Origin of the sequence: Paraglaciecola sp., from assembly GCF_039964565.1 — a bacterium.
Taxonomy (GTDB): Bacteria; Pseudomonadota; Gammaproteobacteria; order Enterobacterales; family Alteromonadaceae; genus Paraglaciecola.
Genome location: NZ_JBDVXF010000006.1, coordinates 21,360 through 36,865, shown reverse-complemented (window position 1 = coordinate 36,865; position 15,506 = coordinate 21,360). Strand labels below are relative to the sequence as shown.

The window sequence follows — 15,506 nt, the reverse complement described above, 5'->3', positions numbered from 1 at the left end:
AATTAGAATACATCCTTTTTAGTTTTTGCTTTATTTTCTAATAACACTTTTGCTTTAGTTAACTTTTTACTCATCGCCGTTACAATTTCACGCACTTCATCAACAGATTTATTGTTTTTGATGGCTAACGGTAATGTTACGTTAAAATCTTTTTCTAAATCTTCTACTAATTTGGCATCTAAAGCGATTAACTCACCTTCAACACCTTCAAATAAATTTAGATAGGTGTCATGAACCATAGTGGTAGCGGTATCTGTTAATTGTTCTGCATATTTTGCGACAACTGAGTGGATATTTTTCTCGATTACCACCAGTGCTTCAATTGAATTCTTTGGCGCTTCCTCAGTTGTTTTAACTTTAGCTAACAAGCCCTCATCTTGAAATTTAGCTGCCATTTTAACAGCACCTAAGGCTTGCCAAAGTGCTCGTTCTAACTTTACTTGTTCAGCCTTAACATCTGCTATTGAAGAGTTTTCATCAATACTACCTTTTACCGCATATAACCCCTGCCAAATTGACGCATAAATAAGTACATAATTAGTTTCAATTGCAGCATGGAAATCTACCGCTTCCCAATGTTCCATCAATGCATCTGGGTGAGCCGCTTTAGCACCACTTTTTTGATAGGTAGTGACGATGCCATCAACTTTGGTTGATAACCAATTAACTTCTTCTTCGTATTTTTTAATATTGTCTGAAAGATGGTTAACATGTTCACCAATATCACCATTAGCTAAAACAGAGAAAGCAGCGAGACTTGTTATGATTAAAAGACTTTGTGCTGCCTTAGTTATATATTTTGAAAGGTTTTTCATTAGCATTATTCCTTAAGTTTTAATTAACGCGCATTATATACAAATGAGAATCATTCTCAACACTTAAGGTGTGGGCTTTACATTAAAAATAGCTTGAAGTCGATCCCCTAATTTGACCCCACTTCAGTTAAGCGCTGAATAACGGCGGAAACCAAAGTTGGATCAAGACTATCAACTGAGACGGTTTGTTTAGTTTTACTATCCCAAAGTGTCACTGGATTAGCTAGCTACACGATACCAATACAAAAATTATCATTTATATCTTCCCCTTTGCAATCAAACAGATCCCAAAGGGGCAGGATTAAATGTATTTATGCAGTACGTAAATGATCTGCCACTAGAAATGCCATTTCTAACACTTGGTCAGCATTCAGTCGTGGATCACATTGGGTTTTATAGGCTTGCGCTAAATCATCATCACTTATTTGATAAGCACCACCGGTACACTCTGTCACGTGTTGACCTGTCATCTCTAAGTGAATCCCACCAGCGTGTGTCCCTTCAGCTTTGTGTGCTGCAAAAAACTGCTGAATTTCACGTAAAATCGCATCAAAATTTCGAGTTTTATAACCGCTTGACGCTTTAAACGTATTGCCATGCATAGGGTCAGAACTCCATACCACCTTACGTCCCTCTTGTTTAACACGACGTAAAAGTTTAGGCAGATTTTGTTCCAAATTATCGGCGCCCATACGGGTAATCAAAGTTAACCGACCTGGGTCATTTGTTGGATTAAGCGCATCAATCAACTGAATTAATTCGTCTTCTTGCATACTTGGTCCAACTTTGACACCGATAGGATTGTGGATCCCACGGAAAAACTCGAGGTGCGCGTGATCAAGTTGACGAGTTCGCTCGCCAATCCACAACATATGCGCTGAACAGTTGTACCAATTGCCAGTTAACGTATCGACTCGAGTCAGTGCTTGTTCGTAATTCAACAGTAATGCTTCATGAGAGGTAAACAAGCTAGTTTCATGCAATGTAGGTGTGTTGATTGAATTAATCCCCATGACATTCATGAACTCTAGCGAATCTTGAATTCGCTTAGCTAAATCATGGTAACGTTCTTTTAGAGGATTATTCTCAACGAACGCCATATTCCAACGGTTCACTTCGTGTAAATCAGCCAAACCACCTTGAGCAAATGCGCGCAGTAAATTGAGAGTAGACGCACCACGGTGGTACGCTTCAATCATACGTTGCGGATCTGGCTTACGAGAAGCTTCAGTAAATTCAAAACTGTTAATAATATCTCCACGATAACTAGGTAAAGACACCCCATTAATAGTTTCAAAATCGCCTGAACGAGGTTTTGCATACTGCCCTGCCATTCGTGCAACTTTAGTTACTGGACAACGGCCCGCATAGGTCAACACAATAGCCATTTGCAGTATGACTTTAAAGGTATCGCGAATTTTTGGCGCATTAAATTCATCAAAAGATTCAGCGCAATCACCACCTTGCAGCAAAAACCCTTTACCTTCTGCAACATCGCCCAACTGCTTATAAAGGTCACGAGTCTCTGCAGCAAACACTAAAGGAGGATAACTACCAAGGGTATCCTCCACCTGTTTAAGGTGTTGTTTATTTTCATAAGTAGGTTGTTGCAAAATAGGCTTTGAACGCCAACTATCTGGTTGCCAATGACTCACGATGTTTCCTTTTAATATGTATGGGGTAGTTGATCAAAAAACAAACCAACAAACTGGGACGAGAATTTAGAGGGAATAACTTAAAATTTCAATCATAAACGCATATATTCTTAAACTATATATGGATAACTTATGGTGAGGAGGATTTAAGGTGTTCTACAAAACCATCAGCACCTTGTTCAATTAAATCCAACACATATTCAAATCCCCTTTTTCCACCATAATAAGGATCGGGTACTTGTTGTTCTTCAGATTGACTAAAACTTAAAAACAACGCTACTTTATGTTGAAACTCTTCAGGGCAGATCTCGAGCAAGTTAGCTACATTGTCGTTGTCCATGCCCAAAATATAATCGTACTTTTCAAAATCATGCTCTACGACTTTGCGACATTTTAGACCTTTAAAACTGTAACCTCGGTCCTCACCCACTGCCTGAGCCCGCTTATCTGGCGCGGCACCTTTGTGATAGCCCGCAGTGCCAGCGGAGTCTATTTCAATGGAAAGCCCTTGATCTGCGGCTTTTTTCTTAAACACAGCTTCTGCACTGGGTGAACGACAAATATTGCCTAAACAAACAAAAAGTACCGAAGCAGTGTTAACAGACATGATTTAGCCTAAATTATGATTGATGAGTTTATCACTAGGCAAACTATTCTATCTGTCTATAATTGTGCGTCTAGTGCTAATAGGGAATAAATTAAAAATGAATCTAAGCGTGCTAATGTTGAGCAGTTCTCGTTCAGGTAGTGAAGACTATCTGCAGCATGCAATCCCATTGATAGATCTACATTTGTCAGAAATCAAAGAGATTGTGTTTGTTCCATATGCCGGGGTTTCAATTAGTTGGGACGACTACACCACCAAAGTACAGAAAGCGCTTCCTAACTACCATATAAAAGGTATTCATCAGTTTCCCGACACCCAAGAGGCAATAAACAACGCTCAAGCCATCATGGTTGGTGGAGGTAATACCTTTAATTTACTGTATCAGCTATACCAACACAACTTGGTCAACGCTATAAGACATCGGGTATCTCAAGGTTCACCGTTTGTAGGCTGGAGTGCAGGCTCAAATATCTGCGGCAACAGCATTCGCACCACTAACGATATGCCAATAATACACCCCCCTAGTTTTGAGGCTCTCGATTTCGTCCCCTTTCAACTTAACCCACACTACAGCGACTTCCAACCACCCGGGCACAATGGTGAAACTCGCGCTCAACGTATCCAAGAGTTTTGTATTTTGAATCCCAATATGCCCGTTATTGGGATTCGTGAAGGAAGCGCATTATTACTGCAAGGTAATTCCCTGCTGTTAAAAGGTAGTTTAGATGCTGTGGTGTTTGAAGGAGAAACGCAAAATGTCATCAAACCAGATCAACATTTAACGGGTTATTTAACCCGTTAGTCGAGGCTACCACTTATTGGGGTGTTTCGATTGCCCCTTTAAAGCGCCGCCTAGTTTTTAACATTGTCAAAGGTGAGTACGACAGGCCCCAATCTTTGTTCAGACTCGACTCTTCGATGAGCTTCGCCTGCATCTTCTAAGGGGAAACTCTTATCCACAATGGGAGTTATTTGCCCCTGCTCAATCATTTTTTTAAGCGTTAATAGTTCTTCCTTAGTTTCTCCTGCAAATGCAAATTTCACTGTTTTGTCTGTAAATATTGATGTCAAAACAGACCTCAGCATGTCACTTAGCCTAGGATTTGCCATTAAATATCGGCCATTAGGCGCCAGAGTTTTGATACATGCTGAATAAGAGCCACCAGCAACCATATCGAAAATCACGTCGTATGACTTCCCTGAATCTGTATAAACCTCTACCTCGTAATTAATAAAATGATCTGCACCTATTTCTGCTAATAATTCTTTTTTAATTTTCGAATCAACGGCGGTAACCTCGGCTCCCATTAATTTTGCGAGCATTACGGCTAAAGTACCTATGCTTCCACCCGCACCGTTAATTAATACTCTGTCACCCTTTTGGATATGCGCCTTTGTTAAATAATGCAATGCATTTAAACCTCCAAGAGGCACCACTGCGGCCTTCTCAAAACTTAGGTTGCTAGGTTTAGAAACTAAGGTGCATGTATCAGGTAAAGTCACGTATTCTGCGTAACATCCCATATTAAACCCCGCGCTACCAAACAACATATCCCCTTTTTTAAACAAGGTTACATTTTTGCCTACTAATTCGACTTCTCCCGCCAAATATCCCCCTAAAACCTGTCGTCTTGGTTTACATAAACCAAAAGCTAAACGTAAAGGTATCCAAAACCACTTTACAGGAAACCTAAAGCTTCGTAATTCACAGTCAGATTTGGTTGCTTCAACGGCGTGTACTTTTATTAATATTTGGTTGTCATTGGGTGTAGGTTTTTCTATGTCTTCTATCTGAAGTACGTCTGGCGCACCATAGTTTTTATACACAACAGCTTTCATTGAGATCCCTTTAAATAGGCCTAAAATTTTAGTTGATAATCGTTAAGTGCAGTACATTACATAATCAAATCCACCTGCATGTGTGTTTGATTGAAAACTAAGAGCCCTCACTTGGAAAACACTTGCAGCCACCCTAGTTTTTCGTTGTATCTTTAAACTCGTGATTTTGGTGGTTTTACGTTTTGTAGTTTCGCAATAACGAAACAACGTGAATCAACCTCTGCGAGCCCATGTCTATGTTAATTTATTGTACAACTGCAAACAAATTTGCAACTTACACAAGCTAAATCAACTAGAAATGAGGTCACACAAGGGATGAAATCCGTTTGGTTCGTATTGTTAATGTTGAGTATTATAACCGTCTCACATCCCGTTTTTGCCACTTCAGGTTTTGAAGGCGAGGATGGATATCGCTTATGGATGAAATATGACCCCATCACTGCTCCTTCTAAAAGTAAAAACTACAAAAACTATCTACAACATATACAAATTAGAAGCCAATCAAAAACGGCAGCTGTGATTCAACAAGAACTACATTTGGCAACGACAGGTTTATTGGATATACAAGCAAACTTCAAATCCACCAAAAACACATTGGTAATCGCTCCTAAAAGCCAATTAATAGCTAGCGAACTTTGGCTACTTCCTTATCTAAACAATATTGGTGACGAAGGGTTTGTCATCCAGAGTCGAAATGGTGCCATTTATATCAGTGCCAATACCGACATTGGTTTGTTATATGCCACTTTTCACTTTATTCGTTTGATACAAAACTTGCAGCCAATCGACAATTTGTCGGTTATACAATCACCCAAGGTTAAATTACGCATGTTAAATCACTGGGATGACTTAGACCGCCATACTGAGCGAGGATATGCTGGGCAATCCATATTTGATTGGCATAAATTGCCCGATTATAAAGAGCAACGCTATTACGACTATGCTCGGGCTAATGCCTCTATTGGGATCAATGGTGTTGTGCCAATTAATGTCAATTCTGACGCACTCATACTGACACCTAAGTACTTAAATAAAGTCAAAGCCTTGGCTGATATTTTTAGGCCTTATGGGATCAAAATCTACTTAAGCTTGAAGTTTAGTTCTCCACAACAACTCGGAGGTTTGGCGACGTCAGATCCCTTGAATAAAGATGTACAGCAGTGGTGGCAACAAAAAGCCGATCAAATATATCGCCTTATTCCTGACTTTGGAGGCTATTTGGTTAAAGCCAATTCGGAAGGGCAACCAGGACCAGGTGACTATGGCCGCACACATGCACAAGGCGCGAACATGTTAGCAAAAACCTTACAGGACTTCGGAGGAGTGGTGTTATGGAGGGCGTTTGTTTACAACCATGATTCAGACACAGAGCGCAGTTTACAAGCGTATAATGAATTTGTACCGTTGGACGGCAAGTTCGCTAAAAATGTCAGTATTCAAGTCAAAAATGGCCCAATCGACTTTCAACCACGAGAGCCTTTTAGCCCATTATTTGGCGCTACGCCCGCTACTTCGCTGGCAATGGAATTTCAAATTACCCAAGAGTATTTGGGCTTTAGTACTCATTTAGCCTACTTGGGGACTTTGTACAAAGAAACCCTTACGTCGGATACCCATGTCCTAGGCAAAGGCTCGACGGTTTCAAAGGTGATTGACGGTAGTTTGCACAACAACTCGCTGACCGTCATGGCGGGAGTCGCCAATATTGGCAGTGATCACAATTGGACCGGTCATATTTTTGGACAAGCTAACTGGTATGTATTTGGACGCCTCGCTTGGGACCACGAGTTATCAGCCGAAGATATTGCCAAAGAGTGGATAGCAATGACCTTAACCACTAAAGGTAGTGCAAGTGCGAAAATTCTCTCTATGATGATGCAGTCAAGGGAGCACGTCGTAGACTATATGACCCCTTTAGGATTGCACCATTTAATGGATACCGGCCATCATTTTGGACCAGGACCTTGGGTAAACAACCTAGGCCGAGATGATTGGAATCCAACCTATTACCACCGAGCTGACGCAAAAGGAATTGGTCTAAACCGCACCGCCTCTGGTACCAACGGGATCTCGCAGTACGCTCCCTATTGGCAAAAACGCTTTTCCGATCCTAGCACTACCCCTCAAGAACTGCTGCTTTGGTTTCATCATTTGCACTGGGACTACTTAATGCCTAGTGGTAAAACGCTATGGCAAGCCTTAGCTCAACACTATGACAAAGGTGTAGCGGGTGTAGCTAAAATGCAAGCTACATGGTCTTCTTTACAGGGTGAAATAGAACCAAATCAATTTAATCAGGTGGCAATGGCGTTAAACATTCAATTCAAAGAAGCAAAATGGTGGCGAGATGCATGTATGTTGTACTTCCAATCGATCTCGAAAAAACCTTTTCCAAAGTCGTTTGAGCCTCCCAAGCAAAACTTGGAATACTTTCGCAGTCTGCAACATCCTTATGCACCAGGTCAGGGGTAATTTATGTCTAGAAAACTCATTAAATGTATTTCATTCCTAACCTTAGTTTTTAGCGCATATAGTAACGCTGACGTTAAACTACCTCGTTTAATATCAGACAATATGGTGTTGCAACGAGACACAGAAATTACCCTTTGGGGCTGGGCAGAACCTAACGAAAAAGTTACTGTACATTTTGATGGGCAATTAGTGGGGTCGGTACAAAGTGATGCTAAGCGTTGGTCTATAAAACTTAAACCACAACCTGCTGGAACTAAGCACTCCATTCAAATAACCGCTAACAATACCATTACCATTAATAACGTGGCTTTTGGTGAAGTCTGGCTAGCGTCAGGGCAATCCAACATGGTGTTGCCTATGGAGCGTGTTAAAGAACGTTACCCGCAGGAAATTGCTGAGGCAAACTATCCGGATATTCGCCATTTTACTGTACCGACAGTCTACAATTTTAAGTCAGCCCAAGTAGATTACCCTAACGTACAGTGGCAAGATTTAACCCCTGAATCGGTAATGAAGTTTTCGGCTACTGCTTTCTTTTTTGCTCGTGATTTATATGAAACCTATCACGTACCAATAGGTGTTATTAATGCCAGTGTGGGAGGTTCACCTGTAGAAGCTTGGATGAGTGAAGAGGCGCTAATAGGCTTCCCAAAACCCTATGCAGAAGCCAAATTATTCCAAAACGACTCACATATTAAGGCCATCCAAGATGCTGATAAAGTGCGCAGTGATAACTGGTATTCAGATATCAACCACCGTGATGCGGGTTTATCTGAAGAATGGTTCAAAGCAGAATTTGATGATAAAAACTGGCAGCCTTTTACCCTACCCGGCTTTTGGGAAGATCAAAAGGTAGCGCCAATGAACGGCGTGGTTTGGTTTCGTAAAACCATAGACGTACCTAAATCCATGGCAGGCAAACCCGCCAAGTTAATGATGGGCGCTATAGTGGATGCCGACACCATTTATGTAAATGGCATCCAAGTAGGAAACACCACTTATCAATATCCTCCACGACGCTATACCGTGCCTAAAGGTGTTTTAGTTGCAGGTAAAAATGTGATTGCAATTAGAGTCATAAACAACCGAGGCAAAGGTGGTTTTGTAGCAGATAAACCTTATTGGTTAGGCGAGCCCAACGCACATATCAATCTAACTGGCATATGGCAATTTAAAGTCAGTGTATTAGCCGATGAATTACCTAACCAAAACTTTATTCAGTACAAACCAACTGGGTTATTTAACGCAATGATCGCCCCCGCATTGGATTATAAAATTAAAGGGATTATTTGGTATCAAGGCGAGTCAAATACCGGTAATCCATCCAATTATCAGGCCTTATTTAGCAGCATGATAAAAAACTGGCGTAATAACTTTAAACAGCAGAGTTTGCCCTTTTTGTACGTGCAACTCGCCAATTTTATGGAGACCAGCGAGCATCCTAAACAGAGTAATTGGGCTGAACTAAGAGAACAACAACGTTTAACCTTGAATCTACCCAACTCGGCAATGGCAGTCATTATTGACTCTGGTGAATGGAATGATATCCACCCTCTGAATAAATATGCTCCAGGACATCGGTTAGCCCTAGCGGCACAGAATATTGCTTACCACAATAAAAAGACAGTGTATTCAGGACCACAAATAGCCACTATTGAAGAAAAGCACGGGGCTTTACTCCTTGACTTTACACATACTGGTGGCGGTTTAGTGGCTAAAGAAGGCGACCTACAAGGGTTTGCGATCGCCGCTAACGATGGTAAATTTGTCTGGGCCAATGCAAAAATAATAGGTCAACAAATCAAGGTGTGGCATAACAGTGTACCTTCACCTGTAAAGGTTAGGTATGCATGGGCTGACAACCCAGCCAATGCAAACCTGTATAATAAGGAAGGGTTACCGGCCTCGCCTTTTCAGGCCAATTTACCCGAAAGGTAATAGGCTTAGGTTTGTTAATCCTTATAGGGCACCAATGTTTTGATCAAGCCGTCACTGTCATATTCAATTTCAGCCATTTTGACCGAACGTAAATGCGTGACTCCAGCTGATAGCGAGGAGTCATGATAAAACAAGAACCATTTATCCTGATATTGCGCGATAGAATGATGGGTGGTCCAACCTAAAACGGGCTCTAATATTCTGCCTGCATAAGTAAACGGACCATAAGGGTTATCACCTATGGCATAACACAAATAATGTGTATCTCCAGTTGAGTATGAAAAGTAATATTTACCCTGGTACTTGTGCATCCAGGCGGCTTCAAAAAATCTTCTATCGTGATCACCGGCTAACAGTGGTTGCCCGTTTTCGTCAAGAATGACCATTCCTTTTGGGGTTTCATCAAATTCTAACATATCGTCGCTCATACGAGCGATGATAGGCCCTAAAGCAGGCTCGTCAGCTAAAGGTTCATTAAGATTTTGGTCAAACTGATTATTCCGGTAGTGCTGTAATTGACCGCCCCAAATACCACCAAAATACATGTAATATTGGCCATCATCGTCTTCAAATACCGCAGGGTCTATTGAATAACTGCCAGCAATCGGTTGGCTTTGTGCCACAAAAGGCCCAATCGGTGAATCACTTACCGCTACACCAATTTGAAAAATATCATCGGCTTTTTTAGCTGGGAAATAAAAATAATATTTATCGCCTTTTTTAGCCGCATCGGGAGCCCACATTTGTCGACTTGCCCAAGGCACATCTTTAACGTGAAGAGCCACACCGTTATCTACCGCTTTGCTGTCTGGCGAGTCCATCGATATAACGTGGTAATCCTCCATACCAAAATGGTCACCGTTATCGTTAAACGGGATGCCAGCATCGATATCATGAGACGGATAAATATAAATTTTTCCATCAAATACATGTGCCGAAGGATCGGCGGTATAAATATTCTCAACTAAAGGCGCTGATATCGCCTTTTTGCGTACTTTTGCTATTTCTTCTTGGGATAATAATTCATCCGCCATCATTTACTCTCTATACTAAAGAGCGCAATCCTATGAGATTACGCCTTAATTTATTTTGCAATTTTTTAAATTTACTCTGCGACTCTTCGAGCGGTTAAATCCACTTCAATTTGTTGTTCAACTTGTTTATTAATTTTGTAAAAGAACAAACAACCTACAGCCAATAAGAAAGGAAGAGAAGCATACACACTCACCGATAACTTGATTCCATTAACAGTTTCAGGAAGTTGCGTCACTAAACTTGGATCGTATTGATAAAAGCCCAAAATACTGGATAAAAGTGATGAACCAAATGTGAGCCCTATTTTGAGCCCCACTATCATGGCTGAAAAAATAATCGCCGTTGCTCGCCTATGATTCTTCCACTCTGAATAATCAGCAACATCTGCAATCATTGCCCATAACAAAGGCGTGGAAATACCGTAAAAGAATCCGTGGAGTATTTGTGAGCTAAACACCACACCAATTGAATCGGGCGGATAGAAATAAAACAAACCAATAAAAATGGTGGAAATAAATAACGACCAACCAAACACTTCACGCTTACCAAATTTGTCGGCTAGTCCTTTTGAAAAACCAATACCAATGATCATGAAGATAATGCCACCGGCGTTAAATACTGCAAAACCAGAGGTGGCAGGATCTTCAGGCCATTGAAATTCAGCCAAACCTAATCCGGTTAAACCTGCATTTAGGCTATCAATCAAACCATTAAAGCCAATACTGACCAAAAACTCAGAGATCTGAATAGGATTTAAGTAATTCTCAAAATAATAAATATAGGCACCACCTTTGAGTGCTAGGGTTACAAACACTAAAACGGTCACCGTTAACATGATCACCCAAGGGATATTTGTGACGAGATCTTTTAAATCTTCTAGCACAGTAGATTTTTGTTCAGCGCTAGGTATCACACGTTCTTTGGTAGTGAAAAACGTAATCATAAACATAATCACACCTGCAATAGATAAGAACGTCATGACTTTTTCAAATCCAATTGCTTTGTCGCCATCGCCAGCAATTAACACTAAAGGAAGCAACAACACCTGTATAATAAACTGCGCAATCATCACCGCCACAAACCGATATGAGGACATGCTATTACGCTCTTTCATATTGCCAGTAATCACACCACTTAAAGCCGCGTATGGCAGGTTATTGGCGGAATAAATCAATAATAATAATAGATAGGTAATAAAGGCATAATACACCTTACCATCGGGACTAAAATCTGGGGTACTGAAGGTCAAAAGCGCAATGACACCAAAAGGTATTGAAGTCCATAAAATCCATGGCCTAAATTTCCCCCAGCGGGTTTGGGTTCGATCAGCGATCATTCCCATAAAAGGATTAAAAAACGCAGCGATTAATCCACAACTGAAGATAACCATAGTGGCCGATTCCACGGGAATTTTATAAACATCGGTGTAAAAAAATGCGATAAATGTGACTAAGGTTTGAAATACAAGGTTGGCCGCTAAATCACCTAAACTGTAGCCAACTTTCTCTAACACGCTTAATTTTTCGGTATTTTCTGGCATAAGACTGCTATTCATAAATTACTGTATATATGTAACGAGTCTACTTACACTCAGAAAGTCTGTATAGCGTCAAAAAAGCTGACGAAAAATCACGTATTTGTCTAAATCTACAAAGATTACAATTAAAAGTCTTTTAAAACAGTTAATTACAAAAACTTACTGTTTAGGTTAAACACTAACAATGCGTTTTTATGTTAGAAAAACATAAAGCAGTTGTTACATATAATAATAATCTCAATAACCAAAGAGTCTTTTGCCAATAACTAAATCTGGCCAGTGACGATAACCAAACTCACCTTTTCAGCTGACATATTAGTGTTATTTTAAGCTACTCATTTAGGATATTTTGTCTCATTTACCCATTCTAGACAGTGCCATTTTTCATCAAGTCGCATGTGAAAGAAGTTGGAATACAAGGAAGATATTCGAGCTAACAGCTAAATAGAATAGCATTGGTATCAATAACCTTTACAAAGTCCATCTCTGATGTTTCGATTATTTAAAAATACCTATTCAGCCATATCCAATTTCTGAATCAGTTGCAACGTCAATCAAACACACTCGCCCTACTCCGAAGAATGTCTTTTAGCAGCTAAGCTAATTAATCCTAATAATGAAAACTATTTGTAATCGGAAATATTCATCCCTTAAAGACGACTCAAAAATTTATACATGAAAAAATTTGCATGATTCTAAAACCAGTTGTACCATTACATCACATGGAACAACTGGAGCGCACTAATTTATGCAAATTACAATAGATATGGATGATCCTGTACCCATTTTTTCTCAGCTAGTTGCACAAATTAAGCAAGCTGTAGCTGCAAATAAAGTGAATCCAGGCGATCCACTGCCATCTATTAGGCAGTTAGCTAATGATTTAGAGGTAAACAGTAAAACAGTTTCCAAGGCATATAAGTTGTTAGAAAGAGATGCGGTTATCCAAAGTCGTGGCTACCGAGGCACCTTTGTTCATCCTGATGCCAAGGAAAATTGTCAAGTGGACCTTAAGGCATGGATAACTAGCGAATTTGAAGAGTTGATTAAAAAGATGAAAGAAGCGGGCGTGACTGATTCAGAAATGCGCATCACTTTCAGCAATGTATTAAATAACAATTGATGTCGCCAAGGCAAAAAAGCCAAATAAAATACTTAAGAGGACACAATCATGTGGATTGAACTAATATTCTTCAGCGCTTTCTTTAGCCAAATTTGGCTGATTTCTTATCACTATCCAAACAGAATTTTGCAACGTATGGATTACATATTTGAACACTACCCAGCAGATAAATACGCGAAGTTATATCCCAAGGGGTATGAAAAAACAGTTGCAGGAAAAACACTCTATAAGTTACTCAATATCGCGTTTTTGATTATTGGATTAGTCATTTTTGTGAGTATTGTTGTTGCTATTCACCTTGGTAAAATCCAACTCAGGGATATGAATTTTGTGCCTTTTGCATACGGAATGCTGCAGGCAATCCCTTTTTTACTTTTAGAAGTGTCAGCAATTAAACAATTTAAGTTAATGCGCAGTATAAATTCAGAATCCAAACGTCATGCAGATCTTAGCCCTAGAAACGTATTTAACTATGTATCAGCCACTCGATTATTTAGCGCAATCATCATGTTTTTTGTTTGTATCTACATCATGTTAAGCCTTAATGACTTTCATCTATCATCTGATATATCGGTATTAATTGGCTCTATGCTTTTATGTAACGGGCTATTTGTTGGATTAGGTTATGTGTTACTAAGAGGCAAAAAATTAGATCCCCATCAGTCTTCAAAAGATAGGCGGATAATGACCAGCGCAGTATTTCGTTCTTATACCTCAGTGAGCATACTTGTGAGTGTATTTTTTATAATTAACCGATGCACAGAGCATTACTCGATATATAATTGGGAGCCGATATTTAATAGCTTATATTGGCAAAGTGTGGTGTTACTAAGCACCGGTGCCATGCTCAAGCTGACAACACCTAAAGAAGTAAATTTTGAAGTATACCGGACAAGTATTCCAAGCAACTCCTAGATGTTATAAATCAAAGTTATCATTACGGATTGTTATGACATAAACTTAAACGCCCTCAAAGGTGAGGGCATTTAGTGGATTTTCTAGGCTAAAATAAGATTGAGATTAAGTCTTGTCTGTTAATGCATTTATTGCTTTGTTCTTAAACGATTCATGATCAGTATCACTACCTGTTATTTCAGCAATGGTATGATAGGCATTTCGGTCTTCATCGTGAAAACGCGCATCAATATCTAAGGTAACTTTAGGTGTTTTACCCGAATCAATCATTCGCGAAAGTGAATTATAGTGTTCAGCTTCAATCACCAAAGCTGGAACAGGAAACGTTTTCCCTACTCGATGATCTCGCCCCAAAATATTAATCAAACCACCCTGACGCCAGCTTCAATATAAGACTCCTGCCACCTTTTCATTTGCTAGAAATTCATTTAAAGTTTTCCCAAAATAGAAACGTTGTAAGGCGCTATCACGACGCTCGGCGTTAATCCATGGTGAGTGGCTTGGGCCTTTATCAACGTTAAACTCTTTAAGTTTGGCAGAATCATATCGATTGAAAACTGAGTTTTCGGGGGCTTCAATATTTTTGCCAGCACCCATCATGATAATTTTACCTTGCAGTGTTCCTTTATACTGATCTAAATCGACATCAGATGAAGCTTCTAAAATAACTGACTATATGCATACCCAACTGGTATTACATTCATCAGACTAAAAGCACCTACAACGTCAACTATAAGGGTGAGAAATTGCCTGGCTCACCTATATATCAGATATCAAAAAAATCCTCCTTAATTAACTAATAAAATTGAACTTATGCCATTAAAGGCCGTCTGACCTTATAGTTTTTATGTGTGTTCTCTTTCAAGCCTGATTTATTTCAGGCTTTTTTTTAAGCAAAATTCATCGATACCAAAGTTTGCCTCCCGCTCACGCCGTTTAGCTTTTCCTGCCTTTAGAGCGAAATTAGTGACATATTTTTATACCAATTAAAATCTTGGAAAACGGCAAATTAACGCAAAAAATCGACTCTAGCTTTGATAAGCACTCTGAGAGATATATGATTTTGGATGCTTAGGTTTTGGTGATAATACGCTTTGTATACCTGAAGCGCACAGAATTAGCTTGTTGCAGCATCAACCAGATATCTCCTTCACACTATCTCAATGAAGGTTCATTTGGTGTCACGAAACAGACTGTTGCGAGGTATGAAAATTAGTTTTTTTCGAAAAAAATACAAATGATTGAACTTAATCTAAAAACGCCCCTCTGAGTATATAGTTTTTATGTGTGTTCTCCTTCAAGCCTGATTTATTTCAGGCTTTTTTTTGTTTTAAATTTTCTAGCCTTTCACCATCCACGACTTGTTTACCCTATTTATACCAATCCATCCTAACAATTGATCGCTCAGCGAGATTTAAAAGCGCCTACTCTTCGTTCTAGTCCTTTGAAAGGGGGTAGCCATTCCTGCAGGACTACGCCTCGATTGAAAGTCGCTGGTGTTCTCTGAGTGACTAATTGATAAGATGAATTGGTATTATTACAACAGAACTTTGTACTCACAAGATTGGCA

13 protein-coding genes are annotated in these 15,506 nt (G+C 39.7%); 5 read left to right on the top strand and 8 right to left on the bottom strand.

The window, feature by feature from the left end:
- Nucleotides 1-2: 2 nt before the first annotated feature.
- The 3 genes from ABJK37_RS03155 to ABJK37_RS03145 form a co-directional block, all read right to left on the bottom strand.
- Nucleotides 3-815, bottom strand: a complete 813-nt coding sequence (locus ABJK37_RS03155; protein ID WP_348350030.1) for a hypothetical protein — start codon at nucleotides 813-815, stop codon at nucleotides 3-5.
- Between the two features lie 311 nt (nucleotides 816-1,126).
- Entirely contained in the window at nucleotides 1,127-2,470 is a 1,344-nt protein-coding gene (locus ABJK37_RS03150) for a 3-deoxy-7-phosphoheptulonate synthase class II (RefSeq protein WP_348350028.1), read from the bottom strand.
- 130 nt (nucleotides 2,471-2,600) lie between these two features.
- Nucleotides 2,601-3,077, bottom strand: a complete 477-nt coding sequence (locus tag ABJK37_RS03145; RefSeq protein ID WP_348350026.1) for a low molecular weight protein-tyrosine-phosphatase — start codon at nucleotides 3,075-3,077, stop codon at nucleotides 2,601-2,603.
- 97 nt (nucleotides 3,078-3,174) lie between these two features.
- Here ABJK37_RS03145 and pepE point away from each other — a divergent pair, with 97 nt between their 5' ends.
- Nucleotides 3,175-3,879, top strand: a complete 705-nt coding sequence (gene pepE, locus ABJK37_RS03140; protein WP_348350024.1) for a dipeptidase PepE — start codon at nucleotides 3,175-3,177, stop codon at nucleotides 3,877-3,879.
- Between the two features lie 50 nt (nucleotides 3,880-3,929).
- Here the strand turns inward: pepE and ABJK37_RS03135 are convergent, their stop codons facing one another.
- Nucleotides 3,930-4,916, bottom strand: coding sequence for an NAD(P)-dependent alcohol dehydrogenase (locus ABJK37_RS03135; protein ID WP_348350022.1), 987 nt, complete (start codon nucleotides 4,914-4,916; stop codon nucleotides 3,930-3,932).
- 315 nt (nucleotides 4,917-5,231) lie between these two features.
- Between ABJK37_RS03135 and ABJK37_RS03130 the strand changes: the two genes are divergently transcribed.
- Nucleotides 5,232-7,388 carry an alpha-glucuronidase family glycosyl hydrolase gene (locus ABJK37_RS03130; RefSeq protein WP_348350020.1) on the top strand — a complete coding sequence of 719 codons (2,157 nt, stop codon included), beginning with the start codon at nucleotides 5,232-5,234 and terminating at the stop codon, nucleotides 7,386-7,388.
- Between the two features lie 3 nt (nucleotides 7,389-7,391).
- Nucleotides 7,392-9,326: a sialate O-acetylesterase gene (locus tag ABJK37_RS03125; RefSeq protein ID WP_348350018.1), complete on the top strand. Its 1,935-nt coding sequence runs from the start codon at nucleotides 7,392-7,394 to the stop codon at nucleotides 9,324-9,326.
- Between the two features lie 14 nt (nucleotides 9,327-9,340).
- Here ABJK37_RS03125 and ABJK37_RS03120 read toward each other — a convergent pair whose 3' ends face one another.
- Nucleotides 9,341-10,363 (bottom strand): glycoside hydrolase family 43 protein, encoded by a 1,023-nt coding sequence (locus ABJK37_RS03120; RefSeq protein WP_348350016.1) that lies wholly within the window; start codon nucleotides 10,361-10,363, stop codon nucleotides 9,341-9,343.
- Nucleotides 10,364-10,431: 68 nt separating this feature from the next.
- On the bottom strand, nucleotides 10,432-11,916 hold the full coding sequence (locus tag ABJK37_RS03115) for an MFS transporter (RefSeq protein WP_348350014.1): 1,485 nt from the start codon (nucleotides 11,914-11,916) through the stop codon (nucleotides 10,432-10,434).
- Between the two features lie 730 nt (nucleotides 11,917-12,646).
- Between ABJK37_RS03115 and ABJK37_RS03110 the strand changes: the two genes are divergently transcribed.
- Together ABJK37_RS03110 and ABJK37_RS03105 are read left to right on the top strand one after the other, a co-directional pair.
- Complete coding sequence (locus ABJK37_RS03110) at nucleotides 12,647-13,021, top strand: GntR family transcriptional regulator (RefSeq protein ID WP_348350012.1); 375 nt, start codon at nucleotides 12,647-12,649, stop codon at nucleotides 13,019-13,021.
- A gap of 48 nt (nucleotides 13,022-13,069) precedes the next feature.
- Complete coding sequence (locus tag ABJK37_RS03105) at nucleotides 13,070-13,936, top strand: hypothetical protein (RefSeq protein ID WP_348350010.1); 867 nt, start codon at nucleotides 13,070-13,072, stop codon at nucleotides 13,934-13,936.
- Nucleotides 13,937-14,041: 105 nt separating this feature from the next.
- Here ABJK37_RS03105 and ABJK37_RS03100 read toward each other — a convergent pair whose 3' ends face one another.
- Together ABJK37_RS03100 and ABJK37_RS03095 are read right to left on the bottom strand one after the other, a co-directional pair.
- Nucleotides 14,042-14,302: a hypothetical protein gene (locus ABJK37_RS03100; RefSeq protein WP_348350008.1), complete on the bottom strand. Its 261-nt coding sequence runs from the start codon at nucleotides 14,300-14,302 to the stop codon at nucleotides 14,042-14,044.
- Nucleotides 14,303-14,320: 18 nt separating this feature from the next.
- Nucleotides 14,321-14,536: a hypothetical protein gene (locus tag ABJK37_RS03095; RefSeq protein WP_348350006.1), complete on the bottom strand. Its 216-nt coding sequence runs from the start codon at nucleotides 14,534-14,536 to the stop codon at nucleotides 14,321-14,323.
- Nucleotides 14,537-15,506 lie beyond the last annotated feature (970 nt).

Coding starts and splice junctions, on each gene's coding strand:
- ABJK37_RS03155 (WP_348350030.1), bottom strand. CDS start 815: ATGAAAAACCTTTCAAAATATATAACTAAGGCAGCACAAAGTCTTTTA.
- ABJK37_RS03145 (WP_348350026.1), bottom strand. CDS start 3,077: ATGTCTGTTAACACTGCTTCGGTACTTTTTGTTTGTTTAGGCAATATT.
- pepE (WP_348350024.1), top strand. CDS start 3,175: ATGAATCTAAGCGTGCTAATGTTGAGCAGTTCTCGTTCAGGTAGTGAA.
- ABJK37_RS03135 (WP_348350022.1), bottom strand. CDS start 4,916: ATGAAAGCTGTTGTGTATAAAAACTATGGTGCGCCAGACGTACTTCAG.
- ABJK37_RS03130 (WP_348350020.1), top strand. CDS start 5,232: ATGAAATCCGTTTGGTTCGTATTGTTAATGTTGAGTATTATAACCGTC.
- ABJK37_RS03125 (WP_348350018.1), top strand. CDS start 7,392: ATGTCTAGAAAACTCATTAAATGTATTTCATTCCTAACCTTAGTTTTT.
- ABJK37_RS03120 (WP_348350016.1), bottom strand. CDS start 10,363: ATGATGGCGGATGAATTATTATCCCAAGAAGAAATAGCAAAAGTACGC.
- ABJK37_RS03115 (WP_348350014.1), bottom strand. CDS start 11,916: ATGAATAGCAGTCTTATGCCAGAAAATACCGAAAAATTAAGCGTGTTA.
- ABJK37_RS03110 (WP_348350012.1), top strand. CDS start 12,647: ATGCAAATTACAATAGATATGGATGATCCTGTACCCATTTTTTCTCAG.
- ABJK37_RS03105 (WP_348350010.1), top strand. CDS start 13,070: ATGTGGATTGAACTAATATTCTTCAGCGCTTTCTTTAGCCAAATTTGG.
- ABJK37_RS03095 (WP_348350006.1), bottom strand. CDS start 14,536: ATGATGGGTGCTGGCAAAAATATTGAAGCCCCCGAAAACTCAGTTTTC.